A 22388-nucleotide genomic window follows, 5' to 3' on the forward strand; every position below is an offset into this window, starting at 1 on the left:
TCGGTCGGTGTCGCCGCCAGTGTGGAAGCGGCCGAAGGCCCTGCCGTCGTCACGCCGCACTGCCACGTGCAGGCCGGGCCCACTCACGGCCGAACACCCTCGAGCTGCCCTGATCGTGGACTTCGGCGAGGCCTCTTCGCCCGCGCAGCTTCGCCAACTGCGCGCTCACCGTGTCGACGTCGCGGTGAGCGGTATCGGACCGGGCCTGCCCGCCTACGATGTCGAGGGGCTACGCCGCGACCTGCTCCTGGACGGGCCGTCCCGCCGAAGTGCTCGCCAGTCGTCGCTTTGCAGTGAAATCGGCTAGAGGACTGGCCGCCGATGCTGTTGCGGTGGTCCGCAGGGCGCCCAACGCCCCGTTTCCACTGGGCATTTCCCTCTGTACCACAAGTGATCAAGAAAGTTTGCGCGCAAACACCGCCCGACTCCCGCCCGCAGTCGTGGCAGCCGGTGGATTCGGGGGAGGACTCACCTGGGCATGGCACGCAAGGCTGCCGGATTTGCCGCAACCATCGCGCTCAGCTGACGTTCCCGCGAACTGCGCGCACCCGGCCGGCGTCGGTGTGCAGGTGTGGAAGAAGCACGGTGCGAACGACCACAGCCCGACCCTCGAGGCCGTCCGGCTCGTCAAACAGAGCGACGGCGGCTGGTCGGTCGAGCACGAGACCGAAAACCCCGCCCCCGAGGCGCGGGGCGCAGCACCCTACGCGGCCTGCGGGTGCCTCGTGATGCGGCCGCTCTCGCGGCCACGACCGTGCGCGGGGTTGGTGGCGACGGCGAGAAGACTCAGCAGGGCGCACACGGCGTAGGCCGTGCCGGGCCAGGCCAGCAGTACCGGGTACGGCCCGCTGCGGGGCAGGTTGTCCTCCCAACGGATCAGCAGGGGTACAAGACGCGTGGACGTCGTGAGGATCCACGCCGCGAGCGAGACACCGCTGAGCAGCTGACGCCGTCCGTGGGCGAGCCAGATCATAGTGGGCAGGCACCAGATCCAGTGATGGCTCCATGAAATAGGGCATACCAGCAGTCCGTACAGCTCAGCGGCGATCAGGATGCCAAGGAGATCGTGGCGCCCCAGGGCACGGAACAGGGCGCCGGCCGCAAGCACGGTGACGAGCGCGAGGACGGGCCACCACACCGGGGAATGGACGGCGTCATGGCTGAGCAGCCTGCTGAGCGCTCCGCGCAGGGACTGGTTGCGTACGGAGCGCACGGGGCCGATCCGTTGCGTGTCGGCCATCAGCGTGGTCCAGTACCGCACAGACTCGCGCGGGGCGACCTGCCAGGCCATCGCCGTGGCCGCGCCGGCGGCGGCAAGTATCCATGCTGCCGCGCGCCATTGCCGGGTCGCGAGGAAATACAGTCCGCCGACGCCCGGCGTGAGTTTGACCGCGGCCGCCAGCCCGACGGCCGTTCCCCGGCCCGCGGCCGTACGGAGCACGGCTAGGGCTCCTAGCACCACGGCGCCCAACAGCAGGTTGACCTGGCCCTGGTCGAGCGTGTGGCGGACAGGCTCGAGCCACAGACCGGCGGCGGTCCAGAGTATGGCCCGGGACAGGGTGTGGCGTGGAGTACTGGCGGACAGCAGACGCGTGGTGCTGGCGCTGATGGTGAACAAGGCGGCCACGGAGGCCGCCTGCCACAGCCAGACCAACGCTTTCCACCGAAGTTGTGCCAACGGCAGGAACGTAAGTGCCGCGAACGGCGGATAGGTGAACTCAAGCAACGGAATGGGCGGGGCCGTGTGCAGGCGGTAGTCGTACAGACCGCCGGACAGGACGAGTGGGGAGGCGTCGCGATAGACGCGCAGATCGAGGGGTGCGGGAGGAGAGACGCTGATGGCCAGGATGTGCAGGGCGATCGAGACGACCAGGCACCACCCGGCGTGGCCCATCACCCAAGCCGCGGTCCTGCGCCCCACGGTTGCGGCGCTCCGCCGCCCGCGATGGATCCGTTCGAACCGCCACTCACGCGATCTGTGCACCCAGAGGTCTCCTGACACGACGACCCGACGACCGTGATCAACGCGTGTCAGCGTGACCGGATGAACAACCCGCACCGCCCCATTGCGCCATCAGCGGCATGTCCCGGCGTTCTACAGAAAGGCGTAGGCGTGGCAGCGCGTGCGCCGGGTACACGGCCCCGTACGTGACCTGTGTTCCCGGAGAGGGGAGAGAGCCCAGATGCTTCTGGCGCATCCTGCGGTTCTGCAGAACCTGATCGAGCAGTACCAGGCGTTGCGCATCCTGCACGCCGAGGACAGCGGGCCTCTGGGCCGTCAGCGCATGAATGACGTGGCTTACACACTGTGCGTGTCCACAGGCACCGGCGACATCGATGCCGCTCTCGTCGCCGCCCTACACCGGCTTCCCGGCGCCCGCCCGGAGGACGACTCCATCCTCAACACCTGAACCAGAGGGGCCGGGGCTCCGCCCGCCGCTGGCACTCTCGTCCCGTTCACCGCCCTCGGCCCCCTTGGCTCATGCGCCGCGGGTGGGCCCGGAGCGCTTCCAACGACTCCGCGAGGCCGTCGTACGCCCGGCTGGTGAGCATCGCCGTGGACGACGGCAGCCCGGAACATGTTCGTCCGTTACTCCGCGTTTCAGGGCGGCGGTTGGTGCGTCCCCTTTTGACCCCACCTCGCAAGCCCTCGAGGCCAGTCTTGGAGGCGGTCGGGCGGGGGCACCGCCGTTGCCGCGGAGAAGATCACCGGTCAGGTGATCGCCCCCTGGCGAAGGGGATGGTGAGCCGCAACGAGCAGATCGCCGAGGTCGACAAAGCTCATTGCGGCTCGGTTGCGCAAGCACGAACTCGCCGAAGCGATCGGGCGAGTGCGGACGGCGTGGACGGTCGATGAGCGGCCCCGCCTTACCTGGATCGGTCGTGCCGTTCCGGGGAAGGCGGTCGATCGGCGTGCAGTGCTGTTGTGCGGGTTAGCGAACGACGTGGACGGTCACCGGAGTGGAGGTGCGGTCCGTCTTCGTGTGCTGGTGGTGCTCGTCGGTCGAGTACAGCACGGAACGGAACCGGAGTTCGCCAGTGTGTGTGGCCTTGACGTTCGCGCGCGCATCGCCGTTGAAGCTCCGTGCGACGGCGTGCCAGTGGCCCCAGCGGCCGGGTTTGCCGGACCGCTGCTGTATCACGACTGTGGTGTACCGCTGGGCGTCGTCATCACCCTGGCCGCGAACCTTCACCCCGTGGCTAAGGCTGAGACATAGGTCAGCTCCTTCAACCGCGGTGCGAATTGCCCTGGCCGGGGTTGCGGGCGAGGCGGGCGGCTGTCTCGAGAAGCAAGGCGTGTACGAAAGCTTGGGGGAGGTTGCCGCGCAGCTGGCGCTGGGCGATGTCGAATTCTTCGGCGTAGAGGCCGGCTGCTCCGCAGGCGCCGCGGTTGCGTTCGAACCAGCGGTGGGCATCGACGGCGTCACCTTCAAGGTGTTCGGCCAGCGCCACGACGAACCCGCACAGCAGGAAGGCACCCTCGGCCTGTGCCAGGGGCCGCTCGTCATGGCGGAAGCGGTAGATGAAGTGGTCTTCGGCCAGTTGCTCACGGCAGGCGTCAAGGGTGGCGCGGGTACGCGGGTCATGTGCGGGCAGGGCGCCGCGGACGGCGGGCAGTAGCAATGCTGCATCAGCCTTTGGGTCGTCAGGGGCGCGTTGCCAGTGGCCGTCGGCATGGACGCTGGTGGCCGTGGTGGCGGCGAGGATCGTGTCGGCGAGGCATGTGCAGGTGTCGGCGAGCCGGTGACCGGGGGCGGCGTCGGCAAGGGCTCGCAGCCCGGCGACGCACGTGAGCCGGCTGTGGGTCCACGGCCGGGTGTCCAGCTCCCAGATGCCCGCGTCGGGTTCCTGCCACCGTTCGGCGATGGCCCGTACCGCGATGACGGTGGCTTTCCATGCGTCGGTATCCAGACGGTCCTCTCGCTGTGCGGCGGCGAAGAGCAGCAGGGCTTCGCCGAAGCAGTCCAGCTGGAACTGCCGGCCCACGTGGTTGCCGATCCTGTCGAATCCTCCGGGATAGCCGGGCAGGTCGAGATCCTGCTGCCTGGGTACAGGGGTGCCGTGCACGGTGTAGGCAGGGGCCAGGCGGGGGCCGTCGGTCAGCAGTCGCTCGCTGGTGAAGCGAACGGCTGCGTCGAGCAGATCCGTAGTGCCGGCGGCAGCGGCGGCCTGCCCTGCATAGCTTTGGTCGCGGATCCACACATACCGGTAGTCGTAGTTGCGGCCTTCCTCGGCGCGTTCGGGCAGGCTGGTGGTGGCCGCTGCGACCATGCCGCCGCCGCTGGTCAGGCCACGCAGCAGGGCGTAGGCGCGCCGGGCATCACGGGCGGCGATGGTGTGCTCCAGGCGAGGTACTGTCGCATGCCAGGCCCGCTCTGTCGCGGCCCACGCCTGCTCGGCCCTCGGGACAGCGGGCGGCAGCGGGGAGGTGGAGCACTCCAGGGTCAAATCGTGCCGCTCCCCGGGCTGCAGCAGCAGGTCGCACGTCAGCCCCTCAGCGCGTACGGTCGCCGACGAGGCGCCCTGCCAGCGCAGCCGTTGATGGCCGGTGCTCAGGTACCAGATGCCGTCATCGTCGCGATGCGGGGAGGCCAGCGGGGCCCGCCCATAGTCGGCGCGTGGATCGAGTACCACCCGGACGCGGGCGGTTCCGTCCACGGCGTGCACCTGCCGTAGCAGGACCAGGCGGTCGACCTCGCCGGGGAAAGCCAGGGCCTCACGGCACTCGACCACACCGTCGGTGGTGACCCAGCGGCTGCGCCAGATCAGCGTGCCCTCCTCGTAGTAGCCGCCGGGCACCCAGCGTCCGTACGGGGTCACGGCGTAGACGCCCTCGCCGCCGATGAGGGAGGCGAATACTGCCTCGTCGTGCCAGGTGGGTGCGCAGAGCCAGTTCAGGGCGCCGTCGGGTCCGATCAGCGCGCCGCGCTCCCCGTCGGCCAGCAGCGCGTAGTCGTGCAGCGCGTGCGGCGGGAAGGGTGTGGTGCTCATCGGTGCTGCCTCCTGCGGTCAGCCCACCCGGTACGGCTGTGCGCGCTCGGTGTTGAGGGTCAGTCCCAGCCCGGGAGCGCCGTCGGCACCGGGGGTGAGGTTGCCGCTGTCGGGGATGAGGCAGCCGTCGAAGAGGATGCGCTCGATGCGAACGTGGTCGTGGAACCACTCCAGGTGCCGCAGGTTGGGCACGGCCGCGGCGGCGTGGACGTGCGCGTGGGGGGCACAGTGTCCGGAGATGTCGATGCCGCGACCCTGGGCGAGGGCGGCGGCGCGCAGCCAGACGGTGACGCCGCCGCACCGGGTGACGTCGGCCTGGAGGCAGTCCACCGCGCCGGCGGAGAGCATGTGTTCGAAGTAGGGCAGCGTGTAGCCGTACTCGCCGGCCGTGACGTCCTGGGTGACCTGGTCGCGGATCGTGGCGAGGGTGGCGAGGTGGTCGGAGGAGACGGGCTCCTCGAACCAGCTCACCCCCTCGTCGGCGAGCGCCTGGGCCATCCGTACGGCCTGCTTGCCGTGGTAGCCGCCGTTGGCGTCCACGTACAGGTCGGCCTGGTCGCCGATGACGGCGCGGGCCTTGGCGACGCGTCGGCGGTCGCGGTCTTCTCGGCGCCCCCACGACTCGCCGATCTTGATTTTGACGCGGGGGATGCCCTCCTCCTCGACCCAGCTGCGAAGTTGTCGCTCCTGCTGTGTGTCGTCGTAGGTGGTGAAGCCGCCGCTGCCGTAGACGGGCACGTCCTGGCAGGCGGCGCCGAGCAGCCGAACCAGCGGCAGGTCGAGCAGCCGGGCCTTGAGGTCCCACAGGGCGATGTCCGCGGCCGCGATCGCCTGGGCGGCGACGCCGGGCAGTCCGGCGTTGCGCACCGTACGCTGCATGGCCTCGTTCACGCGCGGGACATCGAGCGCCGGTGAGCCGGTGACCACATCGGCGAGCAGGTCGTCGACGATCCGGGCCGTGGCGGCGGGCGCGTACGTGTAACCGAGGCCGGTCGTGTCCCCGCAGCGGACGGTGGCCAGGACGAGCGTGGTGCTGTCCCAGCTGAGGGTGCCGTCCGCCTCGGGGGCGTCGGTGGGAACGGTGAAGACGGCGGTGTCCAGCCGTTCCACGACCGGGGTGTCGCTCACCGGTCGTCATCCGTACCGGGGCGGTCTTCGCGGGAGCGGCGACCGGGCAGGAACTCCTGCACCTTCGCCTTGAGGCCCTGGCGGACCATGGCGGCCCGGTCGCTGTCGCCCTTGAGGACGGCCGTCGCGGCGGCCTCGATCTGGTCGAGAGTGGCGTGCGGCGGGACGGGCGGCACGGCCGGGTCGGTGACGAAGTCCAGTACGCAGGGTTTATCGGCGGCCAGTGCCGCCTCCCAGGCGCCCTGGACGTCGGTCGGCTTCTCGATCCGCATTCCGTCCAGGCCGGCCAGCCGGGCGAAGTCGGCGTAGGCGAAGTCGGGGATGGACTGGGAGGGTAGGAACTGCGGGGCGCCCTCCATGGCGCGCATCTCCCAGGTGACCTGGTTGAGGTCGCGGTTGTTCAGTACGGCCACGATCAGTCGCGGGTCTTCCCATTGCCGGTAGTACTTGGCGATGGTGATCAGCTCGGCCATGCCGTTCATCTGCATCGCCCCGTCACCCACCAGCGCGATGGCCGGGCGGTCGCCATGGGCGAACTTGGCGCCGATGGCGTAGGGCACACCGGGCCCCATGGTGGCCAGCGTGCCGGACAGCGAGCCGCGCATGGCGCCGCGCAGCTTCAGGTGCCGGGCGTACCAGTTGGCGGCCGAGCCCGAGTCCGAGGACAGGATGACGTTCTCGGGCAGCAGGTCGCTCAGTGCGTGGACGACGTACTCGGGGTTGACCGGGTCGGCGTCGACCGCCGCGCGGCGCTGCATGACCTCCCACCAGCGGGCGGTGTCCTTCTCGATCTTCTTACGCCAGCCGGTGTCCTTGGCCGGGTCGATGAGGGGCAGGAGCCGGATCAGTGTTTCGCGGGCGTCACCGACGAGGTTGACCTCGAACGGGTAGCGCAGGCCGACCATGTGCGGGTCGATGTCGATCTGTACGGCCCGTGCCTGGCCGAACTCCGGCAGGAACTGGGTGTAGGGGAAGGAGGAGCCGATGACGAGGAGGGTGTCGCAGCCGGTCATCAGCTCGTAGGAGGGCCGGGTGCCCAGCAGGCCGATTGCGCCGGTGACATAGGGAAGGTCGTCGTCGAGAGCGTCCTTGCCCAGTAGCGCCTTGGCCACGCCGGCGCCGAGGCGGTCGGCGAGCGCCATGACCTCCTGCCGGGCGCCGCGGGCGCCCTGTCCGACGAGGACCGCGACCTTCTCGCCCGCGTTGAGCACCTCGGCGGCGCGGGTGAGGTCCTCGTCGGAGGGCACCGGCGCGTAGTGGGGCATGCCGAGGCTGGAGGGGACCATCTTGAAGGCGTGCCCGGGTGGGGAGTACTCCAGTTCCTGAACGTCAGCGGGGATGATCACGGCCGTGACCGACCGTCGGGCCATGGCGGTGCGCATCGCCCGGTCGATCACGTTGGGAAGCTGTTCGGGGACGGTGACCATCTCGCAGAAATCGGAAGCGACGTCCTTGTACAGGCTCAGCAGGTCGATCTCTTGCTGGTAGGAGCCGCCCATGGCGCTGCGGTTGGTCTGGCCGACGATCGCGACGACCGGAACGTGGTCGAGCTTGGCGTCGTACAGGCCGTTGAGCAGGTGGATGGCGCCGGGACCCGAGGTGGCGGCGCAGACGCCGACCCTGCCGGAGAACTTGGCGTAGCCGACGGCTTCGAAGGCGGCCATCTCTTCGTGGCGTGCCTGGACGAACTGGGGGTTGTTCTCGGCCCGGCCCCACGCCGCGAGCAGCCCGTTGATGCCGTCACCGGGGTAGGCGAAGACGTGCTCCACCCCCCAATCGCGCAGGCGCTCGAGAACGTGATCGGAGACCTTCTTCGACATCTTCGGTGACCCTTCCGTGGCTTGCGTACAGGGGTGGTCTAGCGTCGGCGCAACGTGCGCAGCGCGGCCCGTCCGGCCTTCGCCAGCGCGGTCGCGGTGGCGGTGGCTGCGCCCGCTGTGGTCGCCCAGCGGGCTGCGCGAGAGGGCTGGTGGGGGCGCTGGGCCAGGCTTTCGGGATGTTCGCTGGGCAGGTTGCTGTCCAGGCCGAGGGCCAGGACCTCTGCAAGGTGCAGGGCACGGCGGCCGGTGCCGCCCTGTTCGATCTGGGTGCGGCAACTGAAGCCGTCGGCGAGGACCAGGCTGTCGGGCGCCGCACCGCGTACGGCGGGCAGGACGCCCTGTTCGGCGACGGCCATGGAGACCTCGTGGTGGCCGCGTTCGAAGCCGAAGTTGCCGGCCAGCCCACAGCAGCCCTCGTCCAGGACGTCGGCGTCCAGGTGGGCGCGGCGCATCAGTTCCCGGTCGGCGTCGAAACCCATGATCGCGTGCTGGTGGCAGTGGGTCTGCACGACCACCTGCCTCGCCACCTGCGGTGGCCGCCAGCCGTCGGGCGCGTGGTGCACGAGCTGCTCGGCGAAGGTGCGGACCTGCCCGGCGAGCCGCTTGACGTCCTGGTCTGCGGGCATCAGCTCGGGCGCGTCGGTGCGGAACACCGCGGTGCACGACGGTTCCAGGCCGATGACCGGGGTGCCAGCCTCCAGGTAGGGACGCAGCACGCCCAGGGTGCGGCGCAGCACCTTCTTCGCGACGGCCAGCTGCCCGGTGGAGATCCAGGTCAGGCCGCAGCATACGGGCTTGTCGGGTACGGCGACGCGGAACCCCGCGTCCTCGAGGACGCGCACGGCCGAGATGGCGATCGACGGGTGGAAGTACGTGGTGAAGGTGTCCGGCCACAAGACGATCGTGCGCGGGTCGGCCGGGTCCGGCTGTTTCCTGTCGCGCGCCTGCCACCACTGTACGAAGGACTCCCCGGCGAACACGGGTGCCGAGCGGGCCTCGTCGATGCCGGCGAGCCGCTTGCCCAGACGGCTCAGGCCGGGCGCGTGGAGCGCGGAGTTGACCAGGGAGGGTGCGGTACGGGACAGCCGGGCCCACACCGGGAGCCAGCCCATGGAGTAGTGCGCCGCGGGACGCAGGCGGCCCTCATAGTGGTGGGAGAGGAACTCCACCTTGAGGGTGGCCATGTCGACCCCGGTGGGGCAGTCCGACTTGCAGCCCTTGCAGGCCAGGCACAGATCGAGCGCGTCGCGGACCTCCGTCGAGCGCCACCCGTCCGTGATCGCGGAGTCGGCATGCCCGCCCAGCATCTCGAACAGCAGCCGGGCCCGGCCGCGTGTGGAGTGTTCCTCCTCCAGGGTGGCCCGGTAGGAGGGGCACATGACGCCACCGGAATGGCTGCGGCAGTTGCCGATGCCGACGCAGCGCATCACCGCACGCGTGAAGGAGTGCTCATCCTCCGGATAGCCGAACTGCGTCTCGGGTGCCGCGGGACGCCAGGTGGGGCCCAGGCGCAGCTGCCCGTCGACGGGGTTGGGGCGGACGATCTTGCCCGGGTTCATCCGGTCGTGGGGATCGAACAGCGCCTTCAGCTCACCGAACGCGGTCACCAGCCGCTCGCCGAACATCCGGGTGAGCAGCTCGCCCCGGGACTGACCGTCGCCGTGCTCGCCGGACAGCGAGCCCCCGTAGGAGGCCACGAGGTCGGCGGCGCGTTCCACGAACCGGCGGAAGTCGGCGACGCCCTCGGCGGTCTTCAGCCCGAAGGGGATCCGGGTGTGCACGCAGCCCTGCCCGAAGTGCCCGTACAGCGACGGATGGTCGTAGTCGAACTCCTCGAACAGCTTCTTCAGATCCCGCAGATAGTCGCCCAGCCGCTCTGGTGGGACAGCCGAGTCCTCCCAGCCCTCCCAGGTCTCGCGGTCGTCCGGCGGGCGGGCGGTGACGCCGAGGCCGGCCTCCCGGGCCTTGAGCATTTGCTCCTCTCGGTCCGGGTCGTCGGAGAAGGCGACCGTGGACTCCTTCTCACTGCGGCCGACCGCGCGCAGCAGGGCATGGGCCTGCTCGTCGACGTCCTGCTGGCTGCCGCCGGCGAACTGGATCATCAGCCAGCCATCGCCCTCGGGCAGGACATGCAGCGAGTCCAGGTAGGCGCCTTCCTCGCGCATCAGCTGCGCCATGCGCCCGTCCAGGGCCTCCAGCTGGCTGGGCGAGCAGTGCTCCAGCAGGCGCGGCACGTCGTCGGCGGCGGCGCAGATGTCGTCGTAGCCGAGCACCAGCAGCGACTTGTACGGCGGGACCGGCACGAGGTCGAGTTCGGCGCGCAGCACGGTCACCAGGGTGCCCTCGCTGCCGACGAGCGCCCTGGCCACGTCGAAGCCGTTCTCCGGGAGCAAGGAGTCGAGGTTGTACCCGGAGACACGGCGCGGGATCTTCGGGTAGCCGCGGCGGATGTCGGCCAGATACTCGGTGATGATGCGGTCCAGACCGTCGTAGATCTCGGCCCGGCGGCCGCCTTCGGCTGCGATCCGAGCCCGTTCGGCCTGGGACGTCTGCCCGACCCACATCCGGGCGCCGTCGTAGGTGAGCACCTCAAGACGGCGAACGTTGTCGACGGTCTTGCCGTAAGCCTGGGCCGAGGCACCACACGAGTTGTTGCCGATCATGCCGCCCAGGGCGCAGTGACTGTGCGTAGAGGGTTTCGGCCCAAACTGCAACCCGTGGCCGGACAGACGCTGATTGAGCACGTCCAGGACGATCCCCGGCTCGACCACGCAGGTCCGTGCCTCGGGGTCCACAGAAACCAGCGCATGGCAGTACTTCGTCCAGTCGATCACCACGGCCGTATTCGTCGACTGACCCGCCAGACTGGTACCTCCACCACGCGACACGACCGGCGCACCGAAGCGGGCACATACCTGCACGGCTTGCGCTCCCGCCTCCACCGAGCGCGGCACCACGACACCGATAGGCACCTGCCGGTAGTTCGAACCGTCCGTGGCGTACGCGCCTCTGCTACCCGCGTCGAACCGGACCTCGCCATCCACGGCCCCGCGCAGCGCCGCCTCCAGCCCGGCGACATCCAGCACGGGGGCGCCCCAAGGGGTGCGAGCCATCAGATGAAACCACCTCCCTGAGCACTCGACCATGCGTGGACAAAACTGGTCCTACCGGCGTCTCCTGTGCCGTCTCCTCCGCGAGTACCCGCCTTTGCACGGTGCAAGGGCAGGTACTTGCGGAGCACACCGTGTGACAATCCGCTCATAAAAACCTCAAGATGCCCGCAATACCCGAAACGGGCGCAGCGCATGCACCCTTCGCCGAGAATCAGCCGCGCGTGGGCATTCACACTCCGATCTTCAGACCTGGCTGCCGGCCTCCACACGAACCACGTGCCGAGCCCGGTGAGGCGTTCCGCACCGGCGGCAGACGGGACCAACGCACGCTGTGTCCCGGTGCCGGCCGGAATGGGACTCCGCAGGGCCGCGCCGGTACGCAGGGTGCAAACGAGGAGACTACGGTGACGTCAGCCCGCGGCACGTCGCGACGGGCGGCTCGGCCCAACGCTCACCCGTACCGGTGGATCAGGCGGCGCTCGCCTTGCGGCGGTGCCGGCTTCGGGTCAGAGCATCGATGAACTCCTCACGGCTCATCTTCGACCGGCCCGCAAGGTCCTGTTCGCTTGCCCGCTGGTCCAGCTCCGCCCGAGGGATGCTCGGCACGCACTGGCGGGAGTGGACTTCGGCATGTGGATCTCCGTAGTGATCGGAGACCCAGGTGTCAACGATGATCGTCAGTTTTAGACCTGTGTGGTGGTCCTCGGTGGTCGTGTACAGCCCCGCCGGCACGCTCACAAGCCCGAAGGTGATCACCCCCAGCCAGATCGCCCGAGTCACGGCCCTGCTCCGTCCCTGGTCCCCGCATGCGCACATGCCTGGGCACACGCCGGCTGCCCCAACAGTCCCACCCACGGCGTGACCCCGCGCGCGGGCCCAGGCAGCCGCCCCCACAGCGGCCATGATCCGTCTCCCAGCCCGACGAAATCGCGAGGACCGCCTCCGACGCTCGGGATCAGCGACACCCTGCACAACCCTGTCGCTTCCGGGTACCCGGCAGTCGTCCCCCGGCACAGAGGCGGTTCAGGAGGCACGATGACGGGCTTCGGATACTTCCTGTCATGTGAGGAGCACGGCCCGGCGGAACTCGTCGAGCAGGCGCGAATGGCGGAACAGGCCGGCTTCGAGTCGCTGTGGATATCCGATCATTACCACCCGTGGCACGACGGCCAGGGCCAGAGCCCGTTCGTATGGTCGGTGATCGGTGCGCTGTCGCAGGCGGTGTCACTGCCCGTGGAGACGGCGGTGACCTGTCCGCTGGTGCGCACGCATCCCGCCGTGATCGCCCAGGCGGCCGCCACCAGTGCGGTGCAACTGCGCGGGCGTTTCCGTCTGGGGGTGGGGACCGGAGAGGCGCTGAACGAGCACATTCTCGGCACCGTGTGGCCCGAGGCGCCGGTGCGGCTGGAGATGCTGGAGGAGGCACTCCAGATCATCCGGCGGCTGTTCACCGGAGAACAGATCAGCCACCACGGCAAGCACTACACCGTGGAGAACGCCCGTCTGTACACGCTGCCCGACGAGCCGGTGCCCATCGACGTGTCGGCCTTCGGCCCCCAGGCCGCAGAAGTCGCCGGGCGCATCGGCGACGGACTGATCACGATGATGCCCGACTCCGGCGTGATCGAGCGGTTCCGGCGCGGAGGCGGCGGGAACGCTCCGGTGTACGGCGGGCTGAAGGTGTGCTGGGGCCCCGACGAGCCGGAGGCGGTCCGCACCGCCCACCGGTTGTGGGCCAACGAGCAACTGCCTGGCGAGCTTCCACAGGTGCTGCCCACGCCACGCCACTTCGAACAGGCGTCCCAGCTGGTCACCGAGGAGCAGGTCGCCAAGTCCGTGCCGTGCGGCGATGACCCGGACACCCATGCCAAGGCGCTGTCGGAATTCGTCGAGGCGGGCTTCGACACCGTCTACGTCAACCAGATCGGGGAGGACCAGCAGGGCTTCTTCGACTTCTACCGCACCAAGGTCCTGCCCAGAGTGCGGGCGTGACCGCACAAGGCGATGGTTCGCTGTGCACACCTCCACAGAAAGAGACGGCAGCGCGCTCGTCGTGATCGACATGATCAACACCTACGACCACGAGGACGCCGAGTTGCTGCTGCCGTCCGCCGAGCGGGTCGTGCCGGTCCTGGCGGAACTGATCGGCCGTGCCCGCGTCTCCCAGGTGCCGGTGATCTACGCGAACGACAACTTCGGGCTGTGGCGCTCCCACCACGGCGAACTCGTCGACACAGCTCTCAGGCGTCCGCACGCCGACCTGGTCGAACCGATCCGTCCGGACGACGACTCTCTCTTCGTCGTCAAGACGCGCCACTCCATCTTCTACGACACCCCCATGGCGTACCTGCTGTGGCAACTCGGCGTGGGCACGGTTGTACTGACCGGTCAGGTCACCGAGCAGTGCGTGCTGTACTCCGCCTTGGACGCGCACATCCGCCACCTGAACGTCACCGTGCCGAGGGACGCCGTCGCATCCATCCACCCCCACCTGGAAGCCGCCGCCCTGGAAATGATGGAACGCAACATGGACGCCCGGATCATCCGCGCGAAGGAAATCCACTTCCCCTGCACCCGCCGGCCTGCACCGAACAGAGAGCCGTACCAGCCAGAAGGCCGACCATGACGACACACGCCTGCGGAGAGCCGCTCGGCAGCCTGCCAGGGGCCCTGCACGGTGAGACCGAGCTGAGAGCCGCCTCGGCTCGGCAACCGGAGCACCTCCCACCGCCAGCTCCCACTACCGCCGGGACCTACTCGACGTGTCACGCCATGGCCCGCGGAAGGGGGAGCCCGCGCGGCGAAGGTGCGCGCTCGCGTCGGAACCCCCGACGCCGGCGTGGCAGTGCGCAGCCTGCCCGTCGGCGTCAGCGGGGCATTACGGTGGGACACGAGGGCCTCCTGAGCGCTGGTGCAGATGTCGCAATCCACACCGAACCCAGAAGGCCCTCACCTGTTCAAGCACCCAGTCCGCGTGTCACCAACGTCCCAGGACAGCACACCTAGGCCGAGGGAGGAACGTTGCGTTCTGTTGGCTCTGTCCCGCGTAGCGCCGTGGCATCCTGGCGCCACGTCCTGAGCAGCCTGGCCGCCAGCCGTGCTTCGAGATGAGTGGTTGCGCGGATCCCGAACACCACGTCGGCGTCCAGGTGTGGTTCGCTCTCCAGGAGCCCCCCGATGACATCGTGCCGAACGACCTGCTCATGGACCGCGTCGGCCTCCACGTGCTCGGTGTAGAACCGTACGGCTGCCGGGCCGGCGCCCACTCGGCGCATCGCCTCGGCGAGGCGCCGCGAAGCGGGGGACGAGGTCACCTCGACGGCGGCGAAGTGGCCCACGAGCGCAGCGCGCAGCGCGCGGTGCAGGCCGAGCAGGGACATCAGGTTGACGGTGGCGAGCGCCTCGGCCGGCGCGGCGTCGACGTAGTAGCCGTACCTCGTGTCCAGCCGCAGATCCTCCATGAGGTCGGCGTACAGTTCCGCGTGGATCGCGTCGGCGCGGCCCCCTCCGAACTCGTCGAACTCCACGGCGGCCATGGCCGCTTTGGCCCGCCCGTGGAGCCTGGGCAGTACCCAGGCGTGCGGATCCGCTTCCTTGAGGTGGTACAGCGAGCGGACAGCCGCGTATTCACGCACCTGGTCGAGGCTGCCTTCGTCCCGGAGGAAGTACGAGACGCCGCTGCCGCCGTCGCCGACCGGTTCGAGCTGGAGTTCGTCCAGCGCCCGCAGGGCCGTGTCCGTATCGTCGATCGGCACATCCCGGCGCAGTGACCCCAGGAAGCGGTTCTCGATCGCACTGCGGCAGGCCAGCAGGCCGCTGTCCCACTCCAGGCTGTCAGGGATGTCCTGGAATCCCTGGTAATGCAGCTCGTAGAGGACGTAGAGAGCCAGTTGCAGGTCATCGCCATAGGCGGCACAACATTCGGGAGACGGCACACTTCCGGGGGCCGCTCCGTGCAGCAGGGCGGTCACCGCGCCGGAGAGCGGGCCGCGCGGCTCGGGCAGTGGCGGCGGCCGGCGTCTGAGCTGACACCGGGAGCCGCTCATGCGTCCCCACCGTCCCGTGTGGCTTCCGGGTCCGGACGGGCAGCTGGTCCGGACGGTTTGCATGCGCCGCGGCGGCGATGGCTGGTGTCGCACCAGGGGAAGATCCGGCTGCGACGGCAGGTGCAGATCGCAACGGTGAACCGCCGCGAGACCGTCACCTCGCCGTGCTCGCCCACCACCTCGACCGGCCCCTCGATGAGCAGGGGGCCGTCCCGCTGGACGCGGACGCGGCGGGGGCGTTCAGGTGTGTTCGCCACGGATCACCACCAGCTCCTCCGTCGTCCCATCGGCGGTCGTCAGACCTTGCTCGCGCAGCCAGGCCAGCCGTGAGCGCAGCACACGGCCGAACGGCAGTCGGGCCCGGTCGACGACCTCCGGGCGCAGACCCGCTTCCTCCAGGCGGGTCAGCGTGGCATCGACGCCGCACAGATCGGAGTGAACGATCAGGAGGGTCCCTGTCGGCCGCAGGACGCTCGGCACGGCGTCGCAGATGCGGTCGATCAGCAGGCGGCCGTTCGCTCCGGCATCCCAGGACCTGGCGAGACCCCTGGGCGTGGTGGCGGTCGGAGCGGGCACGTAGGGAGGGTTGGCGATCACCAGGTCGAAGCGCAGGCCGGGCACGGCCTTGGCCAGGTCGCCGCGGCGCACACGCAGGGTCTCTCCGTTCAGCAAGGCATTCAGCCAGGTGACGGCGACCGCCCGCCGGGAGATGTCCACAGCCGTGACCCGGCCGCCGCGCCGGGCCGCCTCCACCGCGAGCACACCGCTTCCGGTGCCCAGGTCCAGTACGTCGGTTTCTCCTGTGACCCGCTCACGACGCAGCGCCCGTTCCAGGAGCCGGGTGTCGGCCTGAGGGGGGTATACGCCCCGGGGGACCCAGCAGCGAAGGCGCGGGGCGGCGGGAAGGGCTTCGGCTGTCATGGGAGCCTTCCTCAACGGCTCGCCTGCGATGGGAGGACGGCCAGGGCCCGCGCGACGCCGAAGAGATTGCCGACCACGGTGCGGCCGGTGGTATGCGCCAAGCCGCGCCTGAGCCGCCCCTCCAGGTCGTCGAGCCCCATGTCGAGGGCGGCGGCACGCACTGACGTCACCTGCACGTCGTGCTCGTAGCACGGCTTCGCGTCCACAGAGGTCAGGGCCCCCGTGCTGGGGGGCTCCGGAGACTGCTCGAGGGTGCAGTCGATGACGAGTGCCTTCACGATTGCTCCGACGTCGGAGGAGGACCGACCCGCTGCGCGGGCACGGGCCAACGGCGCCTCACGGGTACCCCCTGGCAGCAGACGTAACAAGTGGCCGGCAATCCCCTCGCGACCCGCATGCGGTTCCCGGGGCGAGGCGAGGAGAGGGTATGTGTATTCCTGGGTACGGGGGCCGCGAAGTCGTGAAATCGCCGTTCCGCTCAGATGTCGCGTTTCTCCAACGGGCGTACGGCGGGGCCCTGGAGGATCCGTCCGTCCGGGGCGAAACGGGAGCCGTGGCACGGGCATTCCCACGCCTGTTCCGCGCGGTTGAAGGCCACGACACAGCCCAGGTGTGTGCAGCTGGCCGAGACCGCGTGGAGACGGCCGCTCTCGTCGCGGTGGACGGCACACGAGTGTCCGGCCACCCGCACCACGGCGCCGTCACCCGGGACAATGTCCGTGTCTTCGAGAGCGGGGCCCGTCAACCGCGGCACCCGGTCGCCTACGAAGTGCCGGGCGACGTGGGCCTGGTGTTTCAGGAAGGACGACCCCTCGCGGACCACGGAGCGCAGGCGGCGCGGATCGTACAGACCGGCCCACTCGACGTCGCGACCGCCCATGAGGTCGCTGATCAGGCGGCCTGCCATGATGCCGCCGCTCAGGCCCCAGCCGCCGAACCCGGTGGCCACGTAGGCGTGGCTGCTGCCGAGGTGGAACGGTCCGACGAGGGGGACGGCGTCGGTGGAGTCGTTGTCCTGGGTGGCCCAACGATGGGTGAACGCGAGTCCCTCGAAGTGGTCGTCGGCCCAGGCGGAGAGCCGGCCGAATCGTTCTTCGACATCCGCGGTACCGGGGCTGAAGTGCTCGCCGGTGACGATCAGTAGACGTTTGCCCTCGCCGTAGGGTGCGCTGCGGACGGACCGGGTGGCCTGTTCCGGCGTGATGTACATGTCGCGCGGCGCCCGGTCCTCGTCGATGGTCGCGGCCACGACCAGCTCGCGGCGCGGAGAGAGCCGGGTGAAGAGCAGGGCCCGGTCGAATACGGGGTAGTGCGTGGCGATCACCACGTCTTCCGCGCGCACCGACACGCCGGCGTCGGTCGACAAAAGGCACGGCTCGCCCTCGGTGAGGCCGACGACCCGTGTGTTCTCGTACACGGCGCCGCCGCGCCGCCGCAGGTCGTCAGCGAGCGCCAGCAGGTACTTCCGGGGATGGAACTGTGCCTGCCCCGTCACGCGGACCGCGCCGGCCACCGGAAAAGGCAGCTCCGTGTCTGTGACCAACGCGGCTGCCAGACCCGCCTCACGCGCCGCTTCCGCCTCCGCCCGCAACTTTCCGAGACCATGAGGGTCCTCGGCGTACGTGAGGGCCGCCGCCTCCTCCCACTCGCAGTCGATGCCCAGCTCCTCCACGATCTCGGCGCCATGCCGGATCGCCTCGGTCTGCGAGCGGGCGTAAAGCCGTGCACCCTCGGCCCCGCGGGTGCGGCGGAGACGGTCGTAGACCAGGGTGTGCAGGGCACTCAGTTTGGCGGTGGTGCGTCCGGTCACTCCGGCGGCGAGACGGTCGGCCTCCAGTACGGCCACCTCGCGGCCCTGCCGTGCCAGTTCCCAGGCCGTGCTCAGGCCGGCGATGCCGCCCCCGACGACTGCGACGTCGACGGAGAGGTCGCCGCCTGGCGGCGGAGTGGGTGCGGGCGGCGGGGCGGTCTCCATCCAGTACGATCCCCCGATGCTTGGCTCAGTGTTCATGGCCGGCGAGTTCCCGCCCGGTGACGCGACACGCGGACTGCGCCAGAAGCCGCAGCACCCCGTCTTCGAGGGAATCCCTGCCGGACCGATTCGCCGACCCCCGGCTGCCGGGCCGAGGCAGCCGGTCGTGACGGCGGAGTGAATCGTTCCCTGTCGGATCTGCACAACGTCGATTGAAGGCGGAGCACAGCAGGCCCAGTCCTTGGCCTGCCCGCCCGTGGCTGATGGCGAAGCCGCCGTGCGCTTCCGGTGGAAAGCTGGGTATGAGGTTCGTCCAGGGAGGAAACCGAACCGGAGGACGAAGTGGACTGGGGACAGTTCGCCCAGCAGATGGCGTCGATGGCGCGAGAACTCCTGGCGCAGGAATCAGTGAAGACCACCCTCGAACGGATCACCGCATCGGCCACCGAACTGGTCGACGACTGTGATGCGGCCGGCATCCTCGTGCTGCACGACTCGAAGGTGGAAACGCTCGCCCCCACCGACCAGCTGGTCACCGACAGCGACCTGCTGCAGCAGCGGCTGGGCGAAGGACCCTGCTCCGACGCCGCCCGCAACTCGGCGGGCGAGCGGGTCTTCCGCATCGCCGACCTCACCCACGAGCACCAGCGGTGGCCCGCCTACGCCCCGCAGGCGCACGCGCTCGGCGTGGGCAGCATGATGGGCTTCCTGCTGTTCACCGACGACGAAGACCTCGGCACTCTGAGCTTCTACTCCCGCAAAGCCGGCGCCTTCACTGAGACCAGCGAGCTGGCCGGCTGGCTGCTGGCCTCGCACGCGGCGGTCGCCTTCTCGAGCGCCCGCACCCACGCCCAGATGGCACAGGCCGTCGCCACCCGCCACGTCATCGGCGAGGCCATGGGCATCCTCATGGGCGCCCATCACCTCGCCGAAGAGGAGGCGTTCAACGTGCTGCGCCGCTACTCACAGGCCAACAACATCAAGCTCCGCGAGGTCGCCCGCCAGGTCTGCGAGCACGGCGTCCTACGGCGACCTGGGGGCAGCCTCCCCGGCACGTTGGCTGAACCAGAGAGGCCTCGCCGGGCCGGCCCCATGGAACGCCGCTCACCGGCATACACACCAAGTCCCCGCGTCCCATGGCCGTACACCTGGAATCCTGACAAACCGACCGCGCCACGTCGCTGACCGCTACGGCTCGATCGACCTCCTCCACAGCAGGTCGTCATACCCCGGCTGGATACGGCAGGGGCTTCGTCACCCTCCACTGTCGCCCGTACGCCCAAGACCGCATCGGCTCCGGTCACCCCCATCAGGCGCCGAATATGTGGCGCAGGCCGGGCCGCGCGCAGCTCAGTCGCATGATGGATGTGCAGCAGCAGATTGAGGAACGTCGAATCCACGAGGGTGAGACCCCAGGCATCCACCACGACCCTGGAGTACTTGCTGGCCGCGGTCTCCAGCGCGTCTGCCAGAGGCGTAATCGAGTTCGCGTCGTAGGCGCCGTGCGCGACGACGATCCGCGCCCCGTTCCGCTCGTACTGGCCAGCCCGACCGGCTCCGGCGGCCGCCCGATTGAGGTGGTCAGACGACCCGTCGCCGCGCCAGGCAGCGTGACGCGTACCGACCAGTATGGTCTGGGGGCGCGCACAGGCGAGAGGCTCTCTGCAAAGCCTCCAACCTCCGACCGAAGCGCTTGGCGCGAAGCGGGGCCGTCACACCCTGGCATCCCGGTCTGGGCTCAACAGGCCAGTCCGACCCATACCGCCGCATACGCCGCTGTGGACCGGGCGGGCGCCCGACCGAGTGGAGCTTAAGCAGGGCGGCGCATGGTTTCCCCAGACAGGGAACCCCTGTCTGATGGGCGGGACGATCCGCCCTGACACGACCAGCGAGAGGTGGACAGGCAATGGGGCATGGCGGAAATGTGCTCGAGGAGCTGGTGACCGACCACCGGGAGGTCGAGGAGATCTTCGGCCGGATGGAAACAATGACCAGGGGGCAGGAACTGCGTGATCTCGTGGACGAGGTCACCATCGAGCTGGTGCGCCACTCGGTCGCCGAGGAGGAGCACCTGTACCCGGCGGTACGGGAGCACGTCGACGGTGGTGACCGGCTCGCGGACAAGGAGATCGCCGATCACGGCCGGGTCGAGAAGCTCCTCAAGCAGTTGGAGAAGACCGACGCCGACGACCCCCAGATGGGACCGCTGCTGCTGCAGCTCATGGACGAGGTGACCGCCCACATCCAGGACGAGGAAAACAACCTCTTCCCGATGCTGCGGCAGGCGTGTTCTTCCGAGGTGCTCGACGAACTCGGGGACAAGATCCGTCGCGCCAAGGCCATGGCTCCGACCCGTCCGCACCCTTCCGCCCCCGACACCCCGCCCGCGAACAAGCTCCTCGCCCCAGGGGCCGGCCTGGTGGACCGGGCCCGCGACTTCGTCACCGGTCGCGGTAGGTCCTGACCTCGCAGTGCCGCCCACGGGCGGAACGGGCCCCCTCCGGGGTCGGACCGGCAGACGTTCGGTCTGGCCCCGCCTCCGGCCACGGCCCGGACCGGCGCACCCCTGTGACGTGGGCCATTTCCTCTTCCGAATCGGCTGCCTACGCTGTTGCGGTCACGAGCGGGGCAGCGCGGCTCCGCGAAACCGCTCGCGGGACCGATCAGCCGGACACAGGCGAGCATGCTCCCAAGGGACCGACCGCCGTGCCCGACGATCTGACACCTGTCATAGCCGCCTCGACCCGCTGGCTCCTGGTTGCCTACCCCGCCCCCGCGGGTGCGCTCAGCCGAGCGCTCGCCGAGGCGCAGGCCCGGCAGGCCACCACCCTCGCCGCTGCCCTGCGCTTCCCCACCAGCCTCGATGTGCAGCTGCTGCACCTGCTCGCACCGAGTGGACCCCACCGGTTGGACTGGCTCACCGGATGCGATCCGCATCCAGGCGACACCGGCTGGCGGACCTGGGTCGACGAAACCGTCGTGAGCTGGGCAGCATGCTTCCTGGCCGATCCCGCCCTGGCCAGACTCGCCTCCCAGGTCCTCGGCACAACCGAGTACCTCTCCGCCGTCGGCCTGAGGAGGCTGACCGACCCTGGCGACAGGGACACCGAAGCCGCCGCTCTGCTCCGCCACCCCGACCTGCTCGAAGGCATCGCTGCCCTGCACCGGCCCCAGCTCATGGAACTCCTCCGGGTCGACACCGCCGGGCGGCCCTGATCCTCCCTGCTCTTCCCGGCGCGGCGAGAGCATCAATGGAAGCGCACTTCACGCCTCTGCTCCCGGATACAGGGTGTCCCGCTCGCGCGCCGTGCTCCCGTCCGTATTCCCGCCCGCAGCCCAATTACCGAGCACCCGAAGGCGAGTTCTATCAGCGTCGGCCCCGATCCGGGCCTACGGCTGGAAAGGCCACGGGCGGATGCCACGGGCGGATTCCGCAATTACGGGGGCTGGCGCCGAGGCCCCCACGAACAGTCCGTCCTGCACATGTTCCGCGACGGTGACGCCCTGATCGCCTGACTCGGGTCAGTCCTGGCCCCGAACGACGTTCCCGTCGTCCGCGCCGCGCGTCTGCGTCGTGGCGCTGTCGATGATCGCGCGCTCGCAGGTGCGTATGCCCTGTCCGCGCAGGCGCCGTGCCCGCGCCCAGCCCGTCTCCGGCCGGCGGACAGCGCTCGTCTTCCTGACTTCCACGGTCACAGCCGTCATCTTCTTTCTATGTCCGGCCCGTTGGGGCCCGGTTCGTTTCCGTCTGCCCGTCGCACTCGATGCCTCGAGTATCCCCTCGGCGGTGTGGGAAACGGTGTTCAGCCCATGTCGAGATCTCCAGCGACCGCGCCGCCTGTTCCAGCAGGGCTCTTCGCCACCCGTGGTGAGACGGCGGACAACAGCTCTGTTGCGGCCCTCGCATGCAGGGAATCCAGCGTCTTGAGCTGCTGTTCCGCCCTGTGCAGCAGTCGTTCCAGCCAGTCGGTGTCGAGGCGTGGCTCCTGTGCCGAGGCGGAGAGCAGGGCGCGCCACAGCAATACCTTGCCCTGCACGCCCAGCCGCATGGCTTCGAGTTCGACCAGCAGCGTGAGACCGGAGCGGTGCAGGAGCCGGCCATTGGGCTTCACCCGCCGGATCTTCTCGCCCAGCCACGCGCCGTAGACCTTGTAGTGGCTCACGGCGACGTCGAGATCCGCCAGGAGCCGCAGCAGCTGCCGCCGGTCCTGGGAGATCTCTGCAACGAGGGCTTTCAACTCGCTGCCGTAGGCAGAGTCCCGGTGTTCTACGGCCATACGTCGGATGAGTTCGGTACCGCCTGTCGCACCGGCCAGGTGATCGTTCAGGTAGACGTCCAGGATCTTCTGCCGCCCCGGAGGGCCGCTCGATCCCTGTGCCCTCACTCTCATGGTTT

20 protein-coding genes and 1 pseudogene are annotated in these 22388 nt (G+C 69.5%); 6 read left to right on the forward strand and 15 right to left on the reverse strand.

Annotation, left to right across the window (positions count from 1 at the left end):
- Positions 1–703: 703 nt before the first annotated feature.
- Positions 704–1921 (reverse strand): glycosyltransferase 87 family protein, encoded by a 1218-nt coding sequence (locus A6P39_RS41345; RefSeq protein WP_234378885.1) that lies wholly within the window; start codon positions 1919–1921, stop codon positions 704–706.
- Positions 1922–2183: 262 nt separating this feature from the next.
- Between A6P39_RS41345 and A6P39_RS41350 the strand changes: the two genes are divergently transcribed.
- Positions 2184–2411: a DUF5133 domain-containing protein gene (locus A6P39_RS41350; protein WP_067045612.1), complete on the forward strand. Its 228-nt coding sequence runs from the start codon at positions 2184–2186 to the stop codon at positions 2409–2411.
- Positions 2412–2933: 522 nt separating this feature from the next.
- On the opposite strand, the gene A6P39_RS41355 is transcribed toward A6P39_RS41350, so the two are convergent.
- From A6P39_RS41355 to A6P39_RS41380, 6 genes are all read right to left on the reverse strand, one after another.
- Positions 2934–3143: a hypothetical protein gene (locus A6P39_RS41355; protein ID WP_159396039.1), complete on the reverse strand. Its 210-nt coding sequence runs from the start codon at positions 3141–3143 to the stop codon at positions 2934–2936.
- Between the two features lie 85 nt (positions 3144–3228).
- Positions 3229–4992 (reverse strand): glycoside hydrolase family 15 protein, encoded by a 1764-nt coding sequence (locus A6P39_RS41360; protein WP_067045607.1) that lies wholly within the window; start codon positions 4990–4992, stop codon positions 3229–3231.
- Positions 4993–5010: 18 nt separating this feature from the next.
- Positions 5011–6120 (reverse strand): enolase C-terminal domain-like protein, encoded by a 1110-nt coding sequence (locus A6P39_RS41365; protein WP_067045605.1) that lies wholly within the window; start codon positions 6118–6120, stop codon positions 5011–5013.
- Positions 6117–7940 (reverse strand): thiamine pyrophosphate-requiring protein, encoded by a 1824-nt coding sequence (locus tag A6P39_RS41370; RefSeq protein ID WP_067045603.1) that lies wholly within the window; start codon positions 7938–7940, stop codon positions 6117–6119. Before A6P39_RS41370 ends, A6P39_RS41365 begins: the two co-directional genes overlap by 4 nt.
- A 38-nt stretch (positions 7941–7978) precedes the next feature.
- Entirely contained in the window at positions 7979–11053 is a 3075-nt protein-coding gene (locus A6P39_RS41375) for an FAD-binding and (Fe-S)-binding domain-containing protein (RefSeq protein ID WP_067045601.1), read from the reverse strand.
- 468 nt (positions 11054–11521) lie between these two features.
- Positions 11522–11833: a hypothetical protein gene (locus tag A6P39_RS41380; RefSeq protein WP_067045599.1), complete on the reverse strand. Its 312-nt coding sequence runs from the start codon at positions 11831–11833 to the stop codon at positions 11522–11524.
- Between the two features lie 255 nt (positions 11834–12088).
- On the opposite strand from A6P39_RS41380, the gene A6P39_RS41385 reads away from it, so the two are divergent.
- Positions 12089–13045: an LLM class F420-dependent oxidoreductase gene (locus A6P39_RS41385; protein ID WP_067045597.1), complete on the forward strand. Its 957-nt coding sequence runs from the start codon at positions 12089–12091 to the stop codon at positions 13043–13045.
- A 22-nt stretch (positions 13046–13067) separates the two neighbouring features.
- On the forward strand, positions 13068–13679 hold the full coding sequence (locus tag A6P39_RS41390; RefSeq protein ID WP_267893312.1) for a cysteine hydrolase family protein: 612 nt from the start codon (positions 13068–13070) through the stop codon (positions 13677–13679).
- Positions 13680–14055: 376 nt separating this feature from the next.
- Here the strand turns inward: A6P39_RS41390 and A6P39_RS41395 are convergent, their stop codons facing one another.
- From A6P39_RS41395 to A6P39_RS41415, 5 genes are all read right to left on the reverse strand, one after another.
- Complete coding sequence (locus A6P39_RS41395; RefSeq protein ID WP_067045595.1) at positions 14056–15099, reverse strand: iron-containing redox enzyme family protein; 1044 nt, start codon at positions 15097–15099, stop codon at positions 14056–14058.
- Positions 15096–15356: a CDGSH iron-sulfur domain-containing protein gene (locus A6P39_RS41400; protein ID WP_079133363.1), complete on the reverse strand. Its 261-nt coding sequence runs from the start codon at positions 15354–15356 to the stop codon at positions 15096–15098. Before A6P39_RS41400 ends, A6P39_RS41395 begins: the two co-directional genes overlap by 4 nt.
- Positions 15340–16020: a HemK2/MTQ2 family protein methyltransferase gene (locus A6P39_RS41405; RefSeq protein WP_067045593.1), complete on the reverse strand. Its 681-nt coding sequence runs from the start codon at positions 16018–16020 to the stop codon at positions 15340–15342. The genes A6P39_RS41400 and A6P39_RS41405 overlap by 17 nt, the downstream gene beginning before the upstream one ends.
- A gap of 11 nt (positions 16021–16031) precedes the next feature.
- Positions 16032–16298, reverse strand: a complete 267-nt coding sequence (locus A6P39_RS41410) for a hypothetical protein (RefSeq protein WP_067045591.1) — start codon at positions 16296–16298, stop codon at positions 16032–16034.
- Between the two features lie 200 nt (positions 16299–16498).
- Positions 16499–18031 (reverse strand): FAD-dependent oxidoreductase, encoded by a 1533-nt coding sequence (locus A6P39_RS41415; protein WP_067045589.1) that lies wholly within the window; start codon positions 18029–18031, stop codon positions 16499–16501.
- A 330-nt stretch (positions 18032–18361) separates the two neighbouring features.
- Here A6P39_RS41415 and A6P39_RS41420 point away from each other — a divergent pair.
- Positions 18362–19018 (forward strand): annotated as a pseudogene (locus A6P39_RS41420) (GAF and ANTAR domain-containing protein); the annotation flags it as partial.
- Here A6P39_RS41420 and A6P39_RS41425 read toward each other — a convergent pair.
- Complete coding sequence (locus A6P39_RS41425) at positions 18952–19623, reverse strand: STAS domain-containing protein (protein WP_331454212.1); 672 nt, start codon at positions 19621–19623, stop codon at positions 18952–18954. The pseudogene A6P39_RS41420 and the gene A6P39_RS41425 overlap by 67 nt on opposite strands.
- Before the next feature lie 275 nt (positions 19624–19898).
- Here A6P39_RS41425 and A6P39_RS41430 point away from each other — a divergent pair, with 275 nt between their 5' ends.
- Both A6P39_RS41430 and A6P39_RS41435 read left to right on the forward strand, forming a co-directional pair.
- Positions 19899–20456 (forward strand): hemerythrin domain-containing protein, encoded by a 558-nt coding sequence (locus A6P39_RS41430; protein WP_067045587.1) that lies wholly within the window; start codon positions 19899–19901, stop codon positions 20454–20456.
- 242 nt (positions 20457–20698) lie between these two features.
- Positions 20699–21208 carry a hypothetical protein gene (locus A6P39_RS41435; protein ID WP_067045585.1) on the forward strand — a complete coding sequence of 170 codons (510 nt, stop codon included), beginning with the start codon at positions 20699–20701 and terminating at the stop codon, positions 21206–21208.
- Between the two features lie 306 nt (positions 21209–21514).
- Here A6P39_RS41435 and A6P39_RS41440 read toward each other — a convergent pair whose 3' ends face one another.
- Positions 21515–21688 (reverse strand): hypothetical protein, encoded by a 174-nt coding sequence (locus A6P39_RS41440; protein ID WP_443053038.1) that lies wholly within the window; start codon positions 21686–21688, stop codon positions 21515–21517.
- A 107-nt stretch (positions 21689–21795) separates the two neighbouring features.
- On the reverse strand, positions 21796–22383 hold the full coding sequence (locus A6P39_RS41445; RefSeq protein ID WP_067045580.1) for a hypothetical protein: 588 nt from the start codon (positions 22381–22383) through the stop codon (positions 21796–21798).
- Positions 22384–22388: the final 5 nt, after the last annotated feature.

This window comes from Streptomyces sp. FXJ1.172, from assembly GCF_001636945.3.
Taxonomy (GTDB): Bacteria; Actinomycetota; Actinomycetes; order Streptomycetales; family Streptomycetaceae; genus Streptomyces.